Source organism: Arachidicoccus terrestris, from assembly GCF_020042345.1.
Taxonomy (GTDB): Bacteria; Bacteroidota; Bacteroidia; order Chitinophagales; family Chitinophagaceae; genus Arachidicoccus; species Arachidicoccus terrestris.
Window position 1 is genome coordinate 3,000,472 of record NZ_CP083387.1, and the last position, 21,934, is coordinate 3,022,405.

Consider the following 21,934-nt stretch of genomic DNA (forward strand, 5'->3'; position numbering starts at 1 on the left):
TTTGTTGCAAAGTTGTATCTTTGCTTAAATCTTTTAAATAAATGGGCTTTAAAATCAACTGGGATGCAATGGGTATAGGGGCTTCGCTGGCCTGCGCCATCCATTGTGCCTTATTGCCGCTGATCATGACGTCACTCCCTGTTTTCGGGATAAATATCATCGAAAATAAGGGTTTTGAATATTTTATGATTTTTCTTGCATTTGCGGTAGGAGCTTATGCATTGTCCCATGGTTATCGTAAACACCATCGTAGTTTTGTTCCTATCCTGTTATTTTCTGTCGGTATACTATTTTTGCTGGCAAAGGAGATCTGGCATGACTACTCTGTTGTGCTATTGATTCCAGCCGTAACGCTTATTGTCTGGGCACATTACTATAACTTTCGGTTGTGTCGGATTGCCGGCCATCCCAACACGACGACTATCGAGTAAAAGACGATTAGACCAGCATCATATCTGGGGAATTATAAACGGATATTTATGTTTTCTGAGTGCCCCTGATTTATTCGATGCTCGAAACGGTGATACCAGGAGATATAAAGAATAAAGGCACTCGGGTAAGTATACCAAGCGCCCTTATTTATTTTTATCAGGGAGATCTCCTCACCTGACTATAGTTTACCATTGATCTGATCGGTCAGTGGCGTAATCGGGTCACCGATACAGCCACTAGGCATCTGGATGTGTAACAGAGCGGCAATTGTAGGGGCGATATCTGTCATATGAATGGTCTTATTAGTCTCGCCATGAGGCACTTTCCATCCCATAAAAACGAGCGGAATATGGACATCATACATATACCAGCTGCCATGAGTGGTACCCGTTGTGTAATGGCTGCCCAGCATTCCGGAATTATACACGATCTTGATCGCACCGGCTCTTTCGCGGTTATACCCATTGATGATCATGTCTTTAAGTCTGGATGGCAAACCGGCACCTCCAGGGTTGGTGGCATCCATGGCAAAAGCTATCTCCGGCTGTTCGTTCAAGAATTGTATCGTTGTTTTTTTGAGCTGATCTATATCAATATTGTTATCCTTTACAGCCTGGTAGTCAAAATGCACCTGTTCATTTGAAAAACTGGTGACAAGCTTAGGCTGTCCATATTTTTTCTGTAAAACCGCATTGAGCTTTTTTGTCAGGCTTGAGGTAAATCCGGTAGGCATTTTATGATGTTCCATGAAGCCTTCTGCATGGGCTCCTCCATGATCGGCACTCAGGAATACCAGATAATTACCCTTCCCGACTTTATCATCCAGGTAGCTGAAAAAGGTAGCAAGATCCTTGTCCAGGCGTAAATAGACATCTTCTACTTCTATGGCATTGGGACCCACCAGGTGACCGGAGTAATCGGTAGAAGCACAGTTGACCGTCAAAAAGTCAGTGGTATTATCAGCGCCAAGTTGTTCTCCCTGTATGGCGGCTTCTGCAAACTTTAAAGTCAACGTATTGCCAAAAGGTGTTTGCCTGAGTGAAGATTTATTTTTGGCGTATGCTGCTTTAAGGTCATAAGGGAATACAGGAGCAGAGGCGCCTGCCAGTTTCCCTTCCCAGGGTACGTTATCTTCAGTGCTTTGTGTATATTCATTAATAGGCAAGAGTGTTTTCCACTGACCGGTCATTAACTTATTTGGAAGACCCTGCTGGTTGAAGCCGGATACCCAATCTGGCAGCTGATTTTTATAATAGGTGCTGGTTATAAAATGCCCAGACTGGTCATCCAGCCAATAAGCTCCGTTCGGATTATGCCCTGCAGGCAGAATGGACGCACGGTCTTTAAGGGATACCCCTACGACTTTACCTTGAAAATTAGTAGCCAGTCTTAACTCATCGGTAATCGTTGTGGTGAGCAAGTTTCTGGGAGACATCTGCCCAGCTTTTCCGGTAGCTCCAACGGTCTGAACGGTCGAGTCATCTGTGCAATAAGTAGATTTCCCTGACCTGGTATAGACCCAGTCATTACCGGTGATGCCGTGGATAGCAGGAACAGTGCCTGTAAAGATGGTTGTATGTCCTACAGCTGTATAGGAGGGCAGGTAATCGATCAATGTATTACCACAGCTATAACCTTCCGAAAGTAACCTTTTGAAGCCTCCGTCCCCATATTGATCGTAATACCGATAGAGGTAGTCCCAACGCATCTGGTCAACAACGATACCAACGACTAGTTTTGGCCTTTCCACCTGTGCAGATCCGGAAAGAAACCCGGCCAGCAGTAAGGAAAATAATGCGATTTTTTTCATAATTACTTTGACTTTGTTTGAATAATGTGTTTACTAAAAAGCTAAGTTAAATGGGTTGGCTAAGATAAGGCATTACGTAATAATTAAATTATTTAGAATAGTTCAATATTTTGTTTAACTTAGGATTCAATAAATAAAAGCAAGTATTATATGTCCTCGATTACCCTTTCCCTGGTTCAGTCTAAGGTGTTTTGGAAGAAAAAACAGGAAAATCTCCAAATGCTGGAAGAGAAGATTACTTCGATGTCATCTCCGACGGAAATTGTTCTTTTACCCGAAATGTTCAATACCGGTTTTACTTCAGAACCCGTGAAAGTGGCAGAAACGATGGACGGCCCAACGGTTAACTGGATGCGGGATCTGGCGGCAAGCAAAAAAATTATAATAGGCGGTAGCTTAGTTATCCGTGATGGAGAAGATTTTTATAACAGACTTGTCTGGATGTTGCCTAACGGGGAAATCGGTACCTATGATAAAAGGCATCTTTTTGCCTATGGGGGAGAAGGGGCAAAATATAGTGCTGGCAAAAAAAGGTTGATTGCCAGCGTAAAAGGTTGGCGCATTAACCTGCAAATCTGTTATGACCTCAGGTTTCCGGTTTGGGCCAGGCAACAAATGGATGGCAATAACCCGGAATATGACCTTTTGATCAATGTAGCCAATTGGCCGGAAAAAAGGCAAAGTACCTGGTCTACCCTGTTAAAGGCAAGGGCCATCGAAAATATGTGTTATGTTGCTGCCGTAAACAGAGTGGGTGTCGATGGAAATAATATCGTTTACAAAGGCGGCTCCGTTGTGTTGGACCCGTTGGGTAACCCTCTTTATGAGGCTGAAGAGCGTGAGGAAATCAAAACTATTACACTCAAAAAAGAGAACTTACAGCAAATCCGGGATCAATTCTCGTTTTTGGGAGATGCAGATAGCTTCTTAATTAAATAAAGATGGTTTCAGTGGTCGACTGAATAGGTGACCACTGAAACCATCCCAATGCAATGATTAGTTGCAGTGTTTTATCTTTATAATACACCAGCTAATTTGATTGTAAAGATCTCATTGGGCAGATCTCCCGGACCGAGATCAGACAAGTCAATAATACAATCTTCCCCGGCCTGTTTTACAGGAAGGATTTTATTACTACCCAATAGCGTGGCTTTTACAGTAGATGCCGGTTTGATATTTTTTATCCTGAATTTTGTTTCATCTACCGGTAATGTGCAGTATAGATCTTTGCCTTTAGTGGTAAAAAACGCTTCGATATGAGCGGTGTCCTTTTTGGGTCTTGCCAGTTCAGCAGAGCTATACCCATTCATATAATTTCCTTCTTTTTGAGTTGGAATGATGCCTGCACTCCATTGATAAGGATGTGTATAGGCCTCTGTTCCATATATCGCTTCGCCATTAATTTTTAGCCATTCGCCGATCTCCGACAAACGTTCCTGCATAATAACCGGAATCCGGCCATCCGCCGTTGGGCCGATATCCAGTAAGAGATTGCCTCCGCGTGAGACAATATCAACCAGCATTAGTATCAGGTCTTTTCCTGTCTTATAATCACTCAATTGCTCGTTTCGGTTGTAGCCGAATGAATGGCCTATCCCTTCGCACTGTTCCCAGATGATACTCTTGTCCATACCGCTGCCGTATTCGGAAGTCGTATACATGGCACCTTTGTTTTGACCACGCGTATTACTTCCCCAGCGGTCGTCTACCACTACTTCGTTCTTCACAGGCGAATCATTGAAAAGCCAGGCCAGAAACTGGGGACTATGCCAGCCGGTATCGGGCAGATCCCATTCTCCATCTGAAAAAATGATGGAAGGTTTATATTTATTGACCAAGTCCTTTAATTGGGGAAGCATATGTTCGGTGACATATTTCTCGCGATTGGTTAACCACAGGGGGTTAAACCATTCGTATAAGGAGTAGTAGACACCCATTTTCAGGCCTTCTGCCCGGACGGCTTTAGTCAGGTCACCTAATAAGTCACGTTTCGGCGTGCCGGTAACAGCGTTCCAGGGACGTCCCCAATCGCGGTCTGCTTCAGGACTATTCCAGAGGCAATACCCTTCATGGTGTTTGGAAGTCAGTACCACATATCTGGCACCGGCTTTTTTAAATACATCTGCCCATTGCTGAGGATCATAGAGCTCTGCTTTAAACATGGGTTCAAACTGCTCGTATTTAAAATCCTTTCCATAGTGCTTATTGTGGAAATCGGTAAACATTTGCCTTGAGGCCTCATTTTGCTCCGGCCCTCCGGTATGGTCACGGCGGATTCTGCGCCAATACCACTCCGCGTAGTTATAGCCGCTATTGGGTAGAACCGGGGCATAGGCTGGGACGGAATAAAGGCCCCAATGAATAAAAATGCCAAATTTGGCCTGGTGGAACCAGGACGGCATTTTACGCGTGTTGAGTGACTTCCAGTTCGGTTGGAATCTTTGTGCATAACTGATGCCTGCAATAACCAAAGTGGCCGCGAATAAAACGAATTTTTTCATTTGAATTAAAATTTACCTGGAGCAGCACTAAGTGCCGGATTGTTGTCTTTCCCGACAAAAATATTGATTGTAAACCATATTACCTTGCGGTAGTCAGCTCCATATGGCAATAATCTCATTAATAAATGCGAATATTTTGCTATTGAATAAATGGTTTATTGGTTAATTTTGAAAAAAGAAATCACAATGAAGGCAATTCAGTTTGCAGCGCCGGGCGAAGTAGAGGTCATTGAAGTTACAGATCCTCAAATAAGGGACAACGAAGTATTATTAAAAGTAAACTATATTGGCATTTGCGGTACCGACTTAAGTACATTTAGGGGGGTAAATCCTTTAGTCCAATACCCCGTTATTCCGGGACATGAGATATCCGCTGAAGTGGTAGATAAAGGCGCAGATGTCCCTGCACATATTAAAAAAGGAATGTTAGTTACTGCCAATCCTTATACAAGTTGCGGAAAATGCCCCTCCTGCAAACGAAGACGATACAATGCCTGCGCATTTAACGAAACGATGGGTGTTCAAAGGAGAGGCGCTATGAGTGAGTTTTTGGCATTGCCGTGGGAGAAGCTATTGATTAATGAAAAGCTCAGTAAAGAACAACTGGCTTTGGTAGAACCCCTTAGCGTGGGGTTCCATTCCGTTTCACGTGGAGAAGTGACCGATATTGATACCGTAATGGTTTTAGGCTGCGGGATGATTGGTGCCGGCGCCATTATCAGGGCGGCGCTCAGGGGGGCCACGGTAGTAGCAGTCGATCTGGATGATCAAAAACTGGAAACCGCCAAAAAGCTCGGCGCCCATTATACGGTCAATGCGGCAAAAGTGAATCTTCATGAATTTTTGCACAAAATTACCGGCGGGGGCGGGCCGGATGTTGTAATAGAAGCGGTCGGCAGCCCGGCCACGTACGTCACTGCAGTAGAAGAGGTCGCTTTTACGGGGAGAGTAGTATACATTGGTTATGCTAAGCATGAAGTGGCTTTCAGTACCAAACTGTTTGTACAGAAAGAACTGGATATTCGTGGATCACGCAATGCGCTGCCTGAAGATTTTATGGCGGTCATGAACTATATGAAAAACGGCCGGCTGCCGTTGGAGTCCTTGATCTCTAAACAACTCCGGCCCGAAGAAGTGGCAGACGCCATGAAAGAATGGTCTGCAAATCCCGGTGAAGTGTTCAAGATGTTTGTGGATTTCAATAGATAGGGCCGGATGAACCTGTAGTCTGTCACTTAATTAATTCAAGGTCTATTTGTTCTCCCAACCGTTGAATCCCCTGTTCATCCAACTTACCCCAAAGTTGTTTCCACTTGCCGCTATCTTTACGGATTTGTGCAATTCTTTCCCCATTTAGATAGCAGACATACGTATCTACATCATCCGTGGATGGCTTGACATGGACATCTACCAACTGCTCGGAACCGCCCTGCTGAAACGAGATTGTAAAGTCATCTGTTTGCATAATCTATATTTAATAATCAACGAATACATACAATCCCTCAAATATGCGACCAAAACCGGTAAGCTCTCCTTACACGGAAAGTTTTTAAATGGACAACTATTTTGTCTAAATATCGGGATAAAATTATCCTTGCTCTATTTTCATGAAAATTGCATGCCTTTTTCATTTATTAACGCTAAAAATTATTTGGCTGGTGAAGAAATTAAGTTAAATTTGATTTGCATTTGTGTTATTGTAAGGTTAATGTACGATCGTTTTTCTTTCTTTTATGATTAAGCCACTCCAACCAGAAATAATAGATTCTGAAATCAATGATTCAACCGTAGCTGCTGTACCGGATGAATCGTGTGTCCCATTAAATAGCCATGACAAGGATGTGGCCGATGAAGCGGCATTATTTATAGAGATCGCCAACGGGAATGAAATTGCCTTTCGAGCGCTTTTTGAACGCTACTCGCCTTTATTTAGTTATATTATTCATAAGATTACCGGGGATGAATCTCTGATTCCCGATTACCTGCAGGATACTTTTTTAAAGATCTGGCTGAAAAGAGATATGTTAGCCACCGTTAGACATCCACGCAGATGGGCCATGCAAATCGTCTATCATTTATGTTTTAATCATCTCAAACACAAACAGGTTCAACAAAAACATTTAATATCCTCGCTTGACGATCAGATACCTGCAATAAAGCATAATGTTGTTGAAAAAGAAATTTTTCACAGGGAGACCGATCAGGTCTTAAAGCGTATTATTCTTCAGTTACCCCCTCAGACACAAAAAGTTTACCGGTTAAGCCGTGAGGAAGGAATGGATATTCAACAAATCTCGGAAAGATTGCAACTCTCTTCTCAGACCGTGCGCAACACTTTATGTCGCGCAGTGAAGAGGATCAGGCTGCTGCTTAAAGAAAAAGGAATCCTGGCTGGCCTTTTAACGCTGTTGGTGTATCTATCGACGGTGTAATTGAATTGAAGAAATAACTGGCCCCCAGTACTTTAATGTCTGTTGATCACAAAAATATTTACAACATCATATATTTTTTTTGAGCGATAGGTACATTTACGCCCTATGCTTGTCTACTTCTGGATGGAGCTTTACACTCATTGTTAATTTCTAAACACTAAAGAAGCAGTAGACAATATGCCTGTACTGGATACGAAACAAATGTGGGATTTGGCCAGAAAGGCGCTGGAGGGAAAAGCAACGGCCGCTGAACTGGATTTATTAACGGATTGTCTGCAGGGTGACCAGGGAGAGGACCTGCAAATGATGCTGGATGATCTGCTGGAAATTAACGGCAATATACAGCGGCATACAGGTAACTACAAAGAGGCTCCCGAAAAATTCGCAGCCGTATTGGAGCATGTACTCCAGATAGATAAGATCAAGAATAAAGGCAAGAACAGGCCCGCCAAGACCCTTTGGTATAAAAGTCGTTATTGGTACAGCGCAGCCGCCATTGTTTTAATTTGTGGTCTTAGCGTCCTGATTGCCCTGCGTATTCAAACAGGAAGAGAAACAGTCATGCAGAAAACCAGGCTGCCTGGCCAACAGCGTACAGCGATTCTTCCCGGAAAAAATAAAGCGATCCTCACCTTATCGGATGGCCGGCAAATTATTTTGGACAGCGTCCAAAGCGGGGTGCTGGCTGATCAAAATGGCGTGGATATCCAAAAGGTACAAAACGGTCAGCTAATCTATACGGAGAACCGGCCAGGGCACATCATAAACTCGGCGCCGATCACATTTAATTCGATTGTTACACCCCGGGGTGGTAAATATCAGCTGGTACTGCCCGATGGGACCAAGGTCTGGCTGAATGCGGATTCCAGACTGAAGTTTCCTGTCCGCTTTTCGGGTGCAGCGCGTGTCGTCTCCATGGAAGGAGAAGCCTATTTCGAGGTCGCCAAAGACGCCCGTCACCCTTTCATTGTCCACACTTCCAGAGGCATGGAAGTGCGTGTATTGGGTACTCACTTTAATATCAGCGATTATAAAGCGCAATCTAAGGTCAAGACCACACTGCTGGAAGGGTCGGTGCTTGTCCGGCGCAATAAGGACTCTCTGTTAATTGCTCCGGGACAACAGGCCATTATGAACGGTACCGGTCAGCTGTCCAGGAAGTCACATATTGACCTGGATGGCGTCATAGCGTGGAAAAACGGCCTGTTTTATTTTGATCAGATGCATATAGAGGCAATCATGGAGTCGCTCAGCAGGTGGTATGATATCACCGTCGTATATAAGGGGGCACATCCGACTGATTTATTTTCGGCGGTCATGAACCGTAGCAATGACATTCGTGAGATCCTTTCGATGCTGGAGGCGACCGAAAAAGTCCGTTTTAATATTTCGGGCAGAACCATTGAAGTACTGGCGATGAACGGACCTTAAAAAAGTAATTACAGCGTCACAGTATTTATGGCGCTATAAGGACCATCCATTTGTTGATAAACGATTAAACAGTAAGCTTATGTAAAGACTATTAAAATTCATTGAGTCATTGGCCACATCAGACAGCATGTTCTGATAAAAAAAAGGCCGTTCCAGCTCCTACCCCGGAACGGCGGCATTTAGGTCAATTTCTTAAAATCTACTAATCGACTTTATTATTTATTAAACCCAAACACAGCAAAGCTATGCATTTTAGATTGAATCATGACTTGCCTGGTGGAGTAATTACCAAAACATTCCGATTTTTTAAATTATTTGTTGCATTTGTACTGGCCGGTGTGCAACTCAGTGCGAAAAGCTATTCTCAAAAATTAACGCTTCATGAGAAAAATGCCACCATTCAAGAGATTTTCCATGACATCTGGAAACAAAATGGTGTTCAGTTCGTCTATACCAATGAGGTACTGAAAGGGGCCAGACCCATTACCATTTCTGTCAGACAGGCCGGTCTCACAGAAGTGCTCACCGTCTGCTTTAAAGATCAGCCCTTTACGTACCAGATCACCAATAAAGCTATTATTGTTAAAAGGCGCACACCGTCTGATAAAAAAACTGAGGGGGAAATAACCGTGAAGGGCTATGTGACCGATAGCCTCGGTAAGCCCATTGCCGGTGTATCCGTTGAGGTGAAGGGAACCAAGACCGGCACCACAACAGGCGAGCAGGGACAGTACATATTGAGCAATGTACCGGAAAGTGCCAGCCTTGTGTTCAGTTATGTGGGGATGCAGACCCTGGAAGTGGAGGTCAACAGTCAGATCAACATTTCTGTTGTATTAAAAGTACAGCCTTCTGATCTGGACCAGATCGTGGTGATCGGTTATGGAACACAGAAAAAGGAGTTTTTAACGGCAGCCATCAGTACGGTCTCCGGAGAGGAATTGGTCAAGGCGCCGGTGCCGAACATCAGCACGGCCCTGAAGGGTCAATTGGCGGGGTTGGTCGCGCTGCAGAATTCGGGTAAACCCGGTGCGGACGGTGCCAGGCTTACCATCCGCGGCATTGGTACATATACCGGTCAGACAGGCCCGCTTATCATGGTGGACGGTATTGCCAGGGATACTTATGATGACATAGACCCCAATGAGGTCGCGTCGATCAGTATTCTGAAAGATGCCTCGGCTACGGCAGTCTATGGGGTAAGGGGAGCCAATGGCGTCATTCTGATCACGACCAAGCGGGGTAAGATAGGCGCTCCGCAAATCAGTCTCTCCGGTCAGACGGCTATTACAAAGTTTACCAATATACCGCGGTTTGTCAATTCTTATGAATATGCTTCTCTACTTAATGAACAGAGTTTTGAAACTTATTGGATTAACCATGCTAATGATGCGGACATCAAAACCTGGGATGATTTCGTCCGCAAGAGAAACCAGAACTGGAAGCAGGAAGCTAATATATATTATTCGGGTGAGGACCTGATGTATTATAAGAACGCGCACACGCCAAAACTGGCGGATGGCCAGACCAATCCCTATTACGATCCCTATTTTCATCCCGATGTCGATTGGGTAGACCAGATCTTCAAAAAATTTACACAGGTGAGCCAGGCGAACGCTAATATTAATGGCGGAACAAAGTTTCTACGATACTTTGTCTCTCTGGGTTATCTGAATCAGGGCGGGTTATTTAAAACCGATTATCTGACCTTTCCCGATGAAATGGAGTTCAGAAAGAACCGGTATAATCTGCGGGGTAATTTTGACTTTGATGTTACGGAAGATTTTAAAGTATCGGTGAACCTGGCTGCTCAGTTTGTCAAAATTAGTGGCATGGATAACGATCAGTATACCTGGGAGAAGCGGATTTTATGGTCTACACCGCTGGCTTCGCCCGGAATGATCGATGGGAAATACGTGGTGCCCTTTAATAATCAGAACGATCAGCTGGATCCCATGTATGCTATCGAAAACAGCAATAACTATAATATTACCAATAACAGTATTCTGAATTCTTCGGTGGTATTTCAATATCAGTTGGATAAATTAACCAAAGGGCTGTCCGTAAAGGGATTGGGCTCTTATGACAGTTACTTTTCCAGCGCAGCGGGTGGCAATTACAGGCCGCTGTGGTATGGCGTCCGGGAAAACCCCAACGGCGACAGGCTGGATCCCATTCTCGTACAGTTAAATGATCCTACGCCACCTTCCAGGTGGGGCGATTATTTTAATGGTAAATGGCGTAAGCTGTACGGAGAAGTGTCCATTCACTACGACCGGACGTTCGGAGACCATGCCATCTCTGCGCTGGCACTGGGCAGCAAAGAGAAAAAATATGATCCCGGCCTGCAATATGATTTGCCACATGCTTACGAAAGCCTGGCAGGAAGAATTCATTATGCCTATGCGAATAAATACATTGCTGAATTCGATATGGGATACAACGGTTCCGAGAACTTCCCGGAAGGGAAAAGGTTCGGCTTTTTCCCTTCGTACTCCGCGGGCTGGATCGTCAGTAATGAATCCTTTTATCCTAAAAATGACTGGGTCAGTTTTTTAAAGTTCAGGGCTTCTTATGGTAAAGTAGGCAATGACAACATCGGAGGAGCGAGATACCTTTATCTGCCTGATACCTGGAAATATGAAGGCGGCTACAATTTCGGTGACCTGGACAATCGAAATTATATTCAGGGGGCAGATGAAAATGTTTTAGGCAATCCGGATGTTACCTGGGAAGTATCGCAGGACCTGGACCTGGCTGTGGAAGTGCATTTGTTCAAAAACAAACTTTCCCTTATCTATGATTATTTTAAAAATAAAAGAACCGGTATTCTTTCTTACCGGCAGACGATCCCTGATATCGTGCAGGCCAATCTGCCGCCTTATAACCTGGGATCTGTCAACAGCTGGGGCCATGATCTTGAGATAAAGTTCAATGACAAGATCGGTGATTTTAGCTATTATGTCAGAGGCAACGGAGCGATTCACAAAAACAAGATCATCTTCCAGGATGAACCCATATTAAAGGGCCAGGAATATCAGGCAGCCACCGGGCGCCCCGTAGGGCAGCAGCTGTTGCTGATGGCCGATGGACTGTATACGTCCTGGGCAGATCTGTATGCCATCGATGACAACGGCAATCCCATCCTGTCGCAGCCCGTTCTGGCACTCAAGGACGGCAAGCCTTATAAGAATGCCAATGGAGAACCGGTATTTCAGAAAGATCTTGGATACGCCGGGGTGCCCCTGCAGCCTGGATCCATACGGCTGGAAGACGTCAACGGAGACGGCCTTGTAGATGACAAAGACCGGGTCCGGACAGGAAAGACCGTGGATCCTATATATAATTTCGGACTGACCGTAGGATTCAATTATAAAGGATTTGATGTGTCGGCACTGTTTGCCGGCGTGGCCGGTGTCGCCAGAGGAGGGATGAGCGAATTGCATTTTAATAAACAGCAGTCTCTTTTTGGCGTGGATGCAAACCGATTCACACTGGAACGCTATAATAACGGTGAGCGTATTGATTTTCCGATGGCGGCTTACAATCAGCAGGCTGCCGGATCGGGGGCTGGCTATGCAGGCAACACTTTCTTTTTGATCGACGCTTCTTATGTCAGATTGCAAAATCTGGTGATCGGTTACACATTCAATAAAAGGTTTTTACACAAAATGGGGATTCGCTCCACAAGATTGTTTTTGAGCGGCGACAATCTTTATACCTGGGCGCCCAATAAGATCTGGGGCGATCCTGAGAATCTGGGCAACATCGGATATCCTTTGACCAAGACTTTTAATGTAGGTGTCAATATCAATTTTTAGTCAGCAAAAATCACTTTAAACATGAAAAAGAATTTCCTCTATATAATTATCCCTGCTTTTGTTTGGCTGCTGGTGGGTATTTGCAGTTGCAATAAGGACTTTCTGGAAAAGCCCAAAGGAGGGGCCGTTACGGTCGACACGATCTTTCATACCAAGAACCAGGCGCAGTATGCCGTCGCCCAGATGTACAATCTTTGTCTAACGACTTACTTTCCCATGAACGATCCGACACACTGCAGACCGGAGGCGATTACCGACGAATTGTACATCCTGCATCCGACTTATGACTGGGCTTGCTCCAGCATTAATGCTGGCTCCTATAATACCGGTAATGAAAGCCCTGATGCCACCATCGATAAAGGTGGCTATGGATCTCATTATCGGGGAATCAGGCAGGCCAATCTTGTTCTTAGAAATATTGATGCCGTGACAGATGCGGATGCAGGCTGGATCAGTGATGTCAAAGGGCAGGCACTCTTTTGCCGGGCATGGCAGCATTTTGAACTGTTCCGCCTGTACGGCGGCATTCCCCTGGTCACAGAGCCACTAGACGGCACGCAGGAGCTGAAGATCAGAAGAAGCGCTGTGGCAACCGTCGTGGACAGTATCGTACACTGGTGTGATGAGGCCATTGCTCTTTTGCCGCCTACCAGAAGTGCTAAGGAGTATGGAAGGATCACCAGCCTGGCTGCCCGCGCGCTCAAGGCCAGGATATTACTATATGCAGCAAGCCCTCTGTACAACACGCCGGCGGACATGAAAGCCGCTATAGCTGGCGCCCGCTATGGAGACGGGAGAGACTCCGTACTGGCCTATCCGGACTTTAGCAAGGAGCGCTGGAATACCGCCGCCCAGGCTGCGCTGGATGTCATTAACCATGCCGGCCAATCAGGGGTCGCTTTGTATAATACAGGCAAACCCAGAACAACAGGCGACAGCTATGCCAGCCTGGGGGACTATGAAGCGGTTTCCAATGTCTATGCCAATCAAGAACTGATCCTGGTCAATACCGCCAATCAGGCGCAGAGCGGTTTTTTCTGGGGCAGGTATCTGAGCTCCAAACTACGGCTTGCGGAATGGGGCGTGAAAAATAATGTCCCTGTTGAGTTTATGCAGCAATATGAAAAAGCCGATGGCACAAAATGGACCCTTCCGTCTCATGGCGCTGATTTTCCGACTGATGTTCAGGCGCTGGATCTGGATCCCAGATTCTACCAGACCATTGCCTATGACGGTATGCATTACAATAATGTCAGAGGAACGCTGGCATACTACCGGGGTGGCGATGGATATGCAGACGGTAAACTCTCTTCCAGCGACGCAGGTCTGGACGGGTTTTCCATGGAAGCCTATAAGTTTGTGGCACGCATCGACAATATGAATGACAATCATTTTGCCTGGCCTGTATTCCGGTTGGCTGAATTCTACCTGAGTTATGCGGAAGCGGAGAACGAATACAAAGGCCCCACTGCTGAGGCTGCCAGATATCTGAATCTGATCCGTGAGCGGGCCGGCATGCCGGACAAAAACATCAGCGACCAGGCTGTTTTCAGGGCGGCCGTTCAAAATGAAAGAACGATTGAGTTCGCTTATGAAGGCTTCCGGTATAATGATCTGAACCGGTGGCTAAAAGCACATATCGTGCTTAACGGGACTTTGCATGGGGTCCAGACGACCGCTAAAAAGGTGAACGGCGCCTTAAAGCGTAGCTGGCAGGTGGTTAGCTTTATTAACCGGGTGTTTCCGGTCAAGTATTATTACGTACCCTTTCCAAATAATGAAGTCAGCAAGAATTATTTAGGCGACGGCGCATCCTGGAACGGACAAAACCCGAATTGGTGAGTGTCCCGAACGCAGGCTGCGAAAGCTGCACACGGATGCTGTGTTAATGATGAATCATGCTTTCATACCAAAATAAAAACAAATGAACTTTTTATCTAAATATATTTTAATTGTAATCGGAGCCCTGCTGCTCATGACCGGTACCGTGCATGCGCAAATGATCACGGGAGCATCCCTGCCCGATACGACAAGAGCAGATAGCAGCCTGTTTACTGTTGTGGATCTTGGCCTGCGCCAGGAACAGGCATGGCGGAATACGGGGGCCGTTTATACGCTGAATGGCAAGGACCTAACACGGATGTTTACGGGTAACCTATTGAATACTTTGCAGGGCAGGATACCGGGGCTGACGGTGGTGACAGGCTCCGGAGAACCGGGATACGATAATCCTCAGTTGTATATCAGGGGCCGGTCCAGCTGGAACAACAATGCGGTACTTATTTTGCTGGATGGTTTTAGAGTTGACCGGGGCGCCCTGAGTGCGCTGTCACCTCATGAGATCGCTTCCGTTACCTTGCTGAAGGACGCCGCTTCTCTGTCTATGTATGGCCTGGAGGGAGCCGGCGGTGTTATCAGCATCCGGACGATCAAAGGCAAAGCCATGGATAGAAATAGGCTGCTCATCAATGGCCGTTACGGGATCCAGAGCCCTGTACGGCTGCCAAAGGTGATGAATGCCTACGATTATGTAAGGCTTTATAACGAGGCCCTTAAAAATGACGGGCTTCCTGAAAAATATCCAGATCCTTCTTTATATCAGAAAAGTGGAGATCCTTATCATCCCAACGTCGACTGGTATAAAGAAATGCTGAACCCTACATCGAATATTCAGGACTATAACCTGTCTTTCAGAGGCGGCAACGCGCATGCGCGGTACTTTGTGCTAATGGATTACACCAACTACAATGGCCTGTATAAAAATGCAACGGCTATCGATAAGGATTTCGGGACGAATGCCCAATATAATAAACTCAATCTTCGGGCCAATGTGGAGATTGATCTGACAAAAAATTTGCTGGTCAAGGCTAACATATCGGGTATTACCGAAGACCGGAAGACGCCGGCTGGGTTTACGGCCTCCACGCTGTTTGAAAACCTCATGCGGTTGCCCGCAGCAGCCTTTCCGGTAAAAAACCCGAATGGCAGCTGGGGCAACAACTCCGTCTTCGAATTTAACCCCGTGGAACTGCTGCAACAAAACGGCATCTATAGCGCTCACACCAGAACACTGCAGACGGACTTTACTTTCCGTCAAAAATTGGATGCACTGACACCTGGTTTAAACCTGACGGGCGGTGTGTCCTTCAATAATCAGTATGTGGGTTTTTATCAGACCCTTTTTTCTGTTCCTTCTTATGAGATTCTAAAAGATGCAGATGACCAGCCCATACTGGACGATAACGGACATCCAACCTATAAAACCATTGGTACAATTTCTCAAAGTTCCAATGACGCCGGTTCTGATCACTGGAACAGAAACACAACACGGCTGGGTCTTAACTATGACAGACGTTTCGGTATGCACCACTATACCGGTATGCTACTGGCTATGAAAAAGAACTATTCACATGATGGCCAGACATATGAAGTACATACACAGGGGCTTACCGGAAACTTTACCTATGACTATGACAGTCGGTATATATTGAATCTCACGGCCGCATATATGGGGGCAGCAGACTTTCAAAAAGGGCATCGCTATGGCCTGTCCCCGTCATTGGCGCTGGGCTGGATCGTAAGTTCCGAACCCTTTCTCAAAAATAGCCATGCCGTGGATTTTCTGAAGCTACGGGTGTCCTACGGAACAGCAGCCAGTATCAATGAAGATTACCGTTTTTTGTACCGCCAGAATGCTGTTGATGCGCCAGGCTGGATTTTCGGCAGCAACAACACTTTTAAAGGAGGTATGACCGAGGGGCGTTTTGCGAACCCTGAGGCTACCTGGGAAGAAAAACAGATTTTAAATCTGGGTGTCGATCTCAGGCTGTGGAAGCATCTGGAGGCCACCGTTGACATTTTCCATGAACACCAAACCGGCATTTACGAGATTGCCAACGGTGACGTGCCATCCTTTGCCGCTTTTTCGCTGCCTTATACCAATAGCGGTGTTGTGGATAATAACGGATTGGAAGCAGTCGTTACCTACCGGAATGAAGACCGCGCATTTACGTATTTTATCAGCGGTGCTTTTGCCTATGCCCGTAACAAGATCAAAGAGAAGTCACAGGATGCACAGCCTTTTGACTATCTATACGATAAAGGTTATCCGATTGATCAAAACAGGGGGCTTTTGTTTGATGGTTACTATGGTGAAAATGATTTTGGCCAGGACGGCAGGCTGAAAGAAGGAGTCGCTGTATCTTCCTACGGGCAGGTACATCCCGGTGACCTGAAATTTAAAGATATAGACGGCAACGGTGTCGTCAATCAGTATGACATGAAACCTATCGGATACGATATTGTGCCCGAGATCAACCTGGGTTTGCACCTGGGCTTCTCCTACAGGCATTTTGATTTTGATGCATTTGTGCAGGGCGTGATGAACCGTACAGTTACGCTTCTGGGGGCAGCTTATAATTATACACATCCTTTTGCGGGTAATAATAATATCACGCAGTTTTCTGAAAATTACTGGACACCCGGGACCGCTGGTACAGCAACGTCGCCCAGGCTGTCCACGCTTGAGAATCCCAATAATGATCAGGATGCGGATTACTGGATGCGCAACGGTAATTTCCTGAAACTACGCAGCATTGAATTAGGCTATACTTTTCAGGTAAAGAAGTGGATGAAAGGACTGGAAGGTATCCGGCTTTTTGCCAGTGGGACCAATTTATTCACCTCGGATAAAATTGACGACCTGGAGCCAGAGAATCTCTCCATGGGCTATCCCCTGACCAAAGTCGTAAGCTTTGGCTTTAATGTAAAATTCTAAAGGTCTAAATATATTGATTATGAATAAAAAAATGATTTTGGCAATGGTGGCAACGGCCACCACTACGCTGTTTTCCTGCAAAAAGGACTTTCTGGATGTAAATAATGTTCAGGCCAATGTGTCTGTGGATGAACTGTACAGTAACTATGGTTATGCTCAGCAGGTCGTATGGGATGTTTACAGCTATCTGCCAAGAGGCCTGGATGACCTGGACCTGGAGGCCACCACGGATGATGCTGAAGCTACCGGTGTATCTGACCGGTCTCAACAGTACAATAATGGTACCTGGGACCAATATGCCGATCTGGATCATAGCTGGGGTCGTAACTTCAATGGCATCCGGCAGGCGAATCAGTTTTTGAAAAACTATGACCGGATCGATATCAATTACCTGAGAGACCGGATTACCTCAACGGATTCCACAGCTTATTTTAATGCCCGCGATAATGTGAAGTTCCTCAAAGGGGAAGTCTATTTTCTGAAAGCCTATTTTTACTTTGATCTGGTCAGGCATTATGGCGGCGTACCAATTTTGAAGACCCCTTTAGACTATGCAGATAAAGATAGCTGGAAACAACAGACAAGAGCTTCAGTGAATGATTGTATTGCGTATATTAACACACTGTGTGATTCAGCGGCAGGGATCATACCGCAGGATCTGTCTCCTTATAGCTGGTATGATCTGGGAAGGGTGACCTATGGTGCGATCGGGGCCCTGCGATCCCGGGTCTTATTATATGCCGCCAGTCCGCTCTTTCAGCAGGCGGGTGCGACACAAACCTGGCAGCAGGCTGCGAAAGCGGCACATGACGTGATCGCACTTGGCAAGTACTCACTGGACGGCAGTTATGATAATCTGTTTGGATCCGGTAATACCAGCTCGCCTGAGGTCATTTTCTATCAACGTTACGGAGCTATCGGTTGGCTAGAGGAAAATAATTTTCCGATTGTCTTCCAGAACAGCAACGGCGAGAGCCTGACGCCGACAGCGGATTTTGTGGATGCCTTTGAAGTATTAGTGAAAGATAATACGGGCCAGGTGACCGGATCAAGGCCCTTTAACTGGAATAATCCTGCCGATGCGGCAAATCCTTATGCCAGCAGGGATCCCCGGCTGGGAGCAGAGGTGGTTTATAACGATATGAATTTTTCAGGTGTCGCCATAGGGACCTATACCGGCGGTAACAGCGGACTGCCGAAACTCAACGCCACGAAGACCGGGTATTACCTGAAAAAATGGATCAATCCTTCCATTGACCTGGTCAATGGAACGACGGCCAATCATGCCTGGATCTATTTTCGCTATGCGGAGATCTTACTGAATTATGCGGAGTCCATGTTGCACGCTTATGGACCGATTTCAGATCCCGAAGGGTATGGTATGACGGCCCTAGAGGCGATCAATAAGGTCAGGGCCAGATCCAAGATGCCGGCACTCACAGCAGGTGCGCTGAACCAGGAAGCTATTGAACATGAAAGAAGAGTGGAGCTTGGATTCGAAGACCAGCGGCGTTGGGATGTACGCCGCTGGAAGATCGGTGATCGTTTTAACCAGCCGGTACACAGGGCCGTGATCACCAAAACACAAGCGGGTTTTGATTACAAAATCCAGTCACTGGAAAACCGCAAGTTCTCCGATAAGATGTATTGGTTTCCTATACCGCAATCAGATATCAATAAAACCGGCTGGTCACAGAATCCCGGCTGGAATTGACCTTATCAAAACAGCACATTTAATTGACGTTAAATTACTCATTACTCATGAATATACAATGCAACAAAATCAGTATCCCGCTACGCATACTAACTGCCTGCGTAGTGGCTATGCTGTTCAATATCCAATGTAAACAGGATTTCTTACGCGGCGTTAAAACTGCTGTGAATGGGAAAATATATATCCCTGATGTCGCAGGCCGCAGAGGGCTGATCGCAGGCCTGGTGGATGGCCAGATGACAATTGACACGACCACAAAAACGGCCGATTTCTCTGTCGACGTTTTCAGAGGGGGATTTGGAGATACGAGTGCTTTTACGGTCAGCGCTGTCGTAAACAAGGAGTTGATTGGTGCCTTAATGGCCAGAGATGCCTTACCCGGTAATACGGTGGCGTTGGAAGAGGGGGATTTCACATTCGCTTCTACTCTCACCATGCAGTATGAGGATGGTGTTATGCAGGGGCATTTGCGTCCGAGGGTCAATGTTGACGCACTGTCTGCCTATAGCGGCAAAACAGCGGCCATTGCCTTAGAGTTAAAAAGTGCCGCTAAGTTTGCCATAAATGATTCAATGCGCCGGGTGGTTATTTACTTTAATGTAGATTCACTACTGGATGAAGCCGTTCCTCCGAAGAACCTGATAGATCCTTCTGCCTGGCAGATACTGCATATTGCAGGCAATGACAATGTGCGTTTTACGGTGAACCCCGATGGATCTGTTTTGGCAACCGGTGGCAATAATGGTCACCAGGGCGTGTTTCAGGCTGTAGATGTACAGGCGGGCAAGCAGTATATAATTGATCTGCATGTCAAAGGGTCGGGTGCTACAGATACGTGGTATGAGGTCTATGTGGCCGGAAAGGTACCGGTACAAGGTGTGGACTATGCCAATGATCCGGATTATATTAAGCGTCTTTCTCTGAATACCTGGTCAGGTTGTGGAAAGGTGGCCTTTGATGGATTACTTTCCAGGATTTCCTGTTCCGGAAGCGGTAATCTGATAAAATCTGATACTTCCGGTACCCTGTACATTGTGATCAAATCCGGAGGGGCCAGCCTGGGTACCGAAGGCATTCTTGCCAGTGACATTGATTTTAGGCGAGTACAATAATTCAATAGATCAAAAGCGTTAGATGATGATGAAACCATGTATTTACGGCCCGGGAAAAATAAGGGCAAAAGCGAAATGGATTATGGCCTTTTTTCTGGTCTATTGGACTGTTCAGAGCGGTCCCGCGTTCGCTGGCGGGCATCTGAACAGTCCTGCATGGCATAATGCCCTTGAATGGGGCGGCCCGAAAACTGATTCTGCCGCTTTCAAAGTCCTGGTCCTCTATGAAAACGGAGGACATCATCTGGCCTATTCCAGGGCCGCCATTCCATTTATCAGTCAGTGGGCCAGAGAGAATCATTTTTCCGTGCACTATTTGCAGGATCCGGCGACCATAGACTCGACCCTGCTGACAAGGTACCGGTTATTTATCCAGTTGGATTACCCGCCCTACAGCTGGCCTAAAAAAGCTATGCTGGCCTTTAAGTCCTTTATTACGGAAGGAAAGATCGGCTGGCTGGGGTTTCATCACGCGACTTTGCTGGGTGAGTTCGACGGCTATCCCATGTGGGATTGGTTTAGCTGGTTTATGGGTGGAATCCGGTTTCAAAATTACGTGGCGGATTTTGCCGCTGCCTACGTCGATATTTGCGACAAGGCACATCCGGTCATGCAAGGCGTTAGTCCAAGATTTCTGGTGAAGAAAGAGGAATGGTATACTTATGATACCGTTCCGGGAGATTACATCCATGTACTCGCTACGGTGGATGAATCAAGCTACAGGCCGGATACAAATATAAAAATGCATGGACTGCATCCTGTTGTCTGGACCAATACATCAGTGAAGGCCCGTAATCTCTATGTTTTCATGGGGCATGATCCAGCGCTATGGGAGAATTCAGATTATAAACGGCTTTTCTGGAATGCCCTTTTCTGGTCGGCCGGCCAGAGACCCATACACCGGTTTTCGGGAACCTTGAAGCAATAACGAATTGAATAAAGCGATAGACCGAATGATTGATTTATCTCATTAATGATATCTTATGAAACATCTTCATTTTATTAAAAGAGGCGGCTGGAAAGGCAAGCAAGCGCGGAGCATCTGGCGCATGGCCATAATCTGGAAACGAAGAGCGACCTACTGTGTGTATCTTACTGGCGGCCGAAAAGCGGGACTTTTGTTAACTGCGGCCATATTCTTATTGTGTCATAACGGTATTTTTGGACGAAGCCTGCACCCGAAGGTGCCTCCTTATCCTGAATTTAAGGTTCTTATTCTTTATTCCAATACGGTGGAGCCTGATCATGTTGATTTCAAAAGAACCGCAATTGCTTTTTTCAACGGACTTCAGGAAGGGCGGGAGTTTGATATGGATACAAGTGCTGACATGGAAACCCTTTGTACAAAACGGCTAAGCGACTATAGCCTGATTATTATGCTCAATGATTTTCCGCATACAGAGCAGCAAAGAATCGCCTTTCAGCAATACATGGAAAAAGGAGGCGGTTGGCTTGGATTTCATGTTGCGGGTTACAATGATGCGTCTACGCACTGGCCGTGGCTGGTGCATTTTTTGGGAGGTGCCGTGTTTGATGCCAACAGCTGGCCGCCAGTTCCCGCTAAACTGGTGGTGGAAGCACAGGGGCATCCGGTAACCCGGACACTGCCGTCAACTTTTATATCACCATCCAATGAATGGTACAGATGGAAACCAAGCCCCAGGCTGGACAGCAATGTTCAGGTACTGGTTTCCCTGTCAGATGAGAATTATCCACTAGGGCTAAAGGATATACTCCGCAGGGGGGACAATCCTGTAGTCTGGACAAATAAGGCCTACCGAATGGTCTATATTAATATGGGGCATGGAGGGGCTATTTTTACGGATGCGACGCAAAATAGATTAATCATTAACGCCTTTCGGTGGCTGGTTTCCAGGGACCCCAAAGGAAATGTTTTTAAATGA

At 46.1% G+C, this 21,934-nt stretch carries 15 protein-coding genes; 12 read left to right on the forward strand and 3 right to left on the reverse strand.

Features of this window, described 5'->3' with window-relative positions:
• Positions 1-41 precede the first annotated feature (41 nt).
• Positions 42-431: a MerC domain-containing protein gene (locus tag K9M52_RS11705; protein ID WP_224068617.1), complete on the forward strand. Its 390-nt coding sequence runs from the start codon at positions 42-44 to the stop codon at positions 429-431.
• Between the two features lie 179 nt (positions 432-610).
• On the opposite strand, the gene pafA is transcribed toward K9M52_RS11705, so the two are convergent.
• Positions 611-2,242, reverse strand: coding sequence for an alkaline phosphatase PafA (gene pafA / locus K9M52_RS11710; protein ID WP_224068618.1), 1,632 nt, complete (start codon positions 2,240-2,242; stop codon positions 611-613).
• Positions 2,243-2,392: 150 nt separating this feature from the next.
• On the opposite strand from pafA, the gene K9M52_RS11715 reads away from it, so the two are divergent.
• The gene (locus tag K9M52_RS11715) at positions 2,393-3,181 is read left to right on the forward strand and encodes a nitrilase family protein (protein WP_224068619.1); all 789 of its coding nucleotides are present in this window, start codon (positions 2,393-2,395) and stop codon (positions 3,179-3,181) included.
• A 77-nt stretch (positions 3,182-3,258) separates the two neighbouring features.
• On the opposite strand, the gene K9M52_RS11720 is transcribed toward K9M52_RS11715, so the two are convergent.
• The gene (locus K9M52_RS11720; RefSeq protein ID WP_224068620.1) at positions 3,259-4,743 is read right to left on the reverse strand and encodes an alpha-L-fucosidase; all 1,485 of its coding nucleotides are present in this window, start codon (positions 4,741-4,743) and stop codon (positions 3,259-3,261) included.
• A 186-nt stretch (positions 4,744-4,929) separates the two neighbouring features.
• Here K9M52_RS11720 and K9M52_RS11725 point away from each other — a divergent pair, with 186 nt between their 5' ends.
• Entirely contained in the window at positions 4,930-5,952 is a 1,023-nt protein-coding gene (locus tag K9M52_RS11725) for a zinc-binding alcohol dehydrogenase family protein (RefSeq protein WP_224068621.1), read from the forward strand.
• A gap of 22 nt (positions 5,953-5,974) precedes the next feature.
• Here K9M52_RS11725 and K9M52_RS11730 read toward each other — a convergent pair whose 3' ends face one another.
• Positions 5,975-6,208 carry a hypothetical protein gene (locus K9M52_RS11730; protein WP_224068622.1) on the reverse strand — a complete coding sequence of 78 codons (234 nt, stop codon included), beginning with the start codon at positions 6,206-6,208 and terminating at the stop codon, positions 5,975-5,977.
• A gap of 268 nt (positions 6,209-6,476) precedes the next feature.
• Here K9M52_RS11730 and K9M52_RS11735 point away from each other — a divergent pair, with 268 nt between their 5' ends.
• The 9 genes from K9M52_RS11735 (at position 6,477) to K9M52_RS11775 (ending at position 21,934) form a co-directional block, all read left to right on the forward strand.
• Complete coding sequence (locus K9M52_RS11735) at positions 6,477-7,175, forward strand: RNA polymerase sigma factor (RefSeq protein ID WP_224068623.1); 699 nt, start codon at positions 6,477-6,479, stop codon at positions 7,173-7,175.
• Positions 7,176-7,352: 177 nt separating this feature from the next.
• Entirely contained in the window at positions 7,353-8,606 is a 1,254-nt protein-coding gene (locus tag K9M52_RS11740; RefSeq protein ID WP_224068624.1) for a FecR domain-containing protein, read from the forward strand.
• A gap of 245 nt (positions 8,607-8,851) precedes the next feature.
• Positions 8,852-12,427 carry a TonB-dependent receptor gene (locus tag K9M52_RS11745; protein WP_224068625.1) on the forward strand — a complete coding sequence of 1,192 codons (3,576 nt, stop codon included), beginning with the start codon at positions 8,852-8,854 and terminating at the stop codon, positions 12,425-12,427.
• 21 nt (positions 12,428-12,448) lie between these two features.
• Positions 12,449-14,269 carry a RagB/SusD family nutrient uptake outer membrane protein gene (locus K9M52_RS11750; RefSeq protein ID WP_224068626.1) on the forward strand — a complete coding sequence of 607 codons (1,821 nt, stop codon included), beginning with the start codon at positions 12,449-12,451 and terminating at the stop codon, positions 14,267-14,269.
• Between the two features lie 82 nt (positions 14,270-14,351).
• Positions 14,352-17,204 carry a SusC/RagA family TonB-linked outer membrane protein gene (locus tag K9M52_RS11755; protein ID WP_224068627.1) on the forward strand — a complete coding sequence of 951 codons (2,853 nt, stop codon included), beginning with the start codon at positions 14,352-14,354 and terminating at the stop codon, positions 17,202-17,204.
• Between the two features lie 19 nt (positions 17,205-17,223).
• A complete protein-coding gene (locus K9M52_RS11760; protein WP_224068628.1) occupies positions 17,224-18,918 on the forward strand; it encodes a RagB/SusD family nutrient uptake outer membrane protein in 1,695 nt (564 codons plus the stop codon).
• Between the two features lie 47 nt (positions 18,919-18,965).
• Positions 18,966-20,030, forward strand: a complete 1,065-nt coding sequence (locus K9M52_RS11765) for a hypothetical protein (protein ID WP_224068629.1) — start codon at positions 18,966-18,968, stop codon at positions 20,028-20,030.
• 22 nt (positions 20,031-20,052) lie between these two features.
• Positions 20,053-20,958 carry a ThuA domain-containing protein gene (locus tag K9M52_RS11770; RefSeq protein ID WP_224068630.1) on the forward strand — a complete coding sequence of 302 codons (906 nt, stop codon included), beginning with the start codon at positions 20,053-20,055 and terminating at the stop codon, positions 20,956-20,958.
• Positions 20,959-21,013: 55 nt separating this feature from the next.
• On the forward strand, positions 21,014-21,934 hold the full coding sequence (locus K9M52_RS11775; protein WP_224068631.1) for a ThuA domain-containing protein: 921 nt from the start codon (positions 21,014-21,016) through the stop codon (positions 21,932-21,934).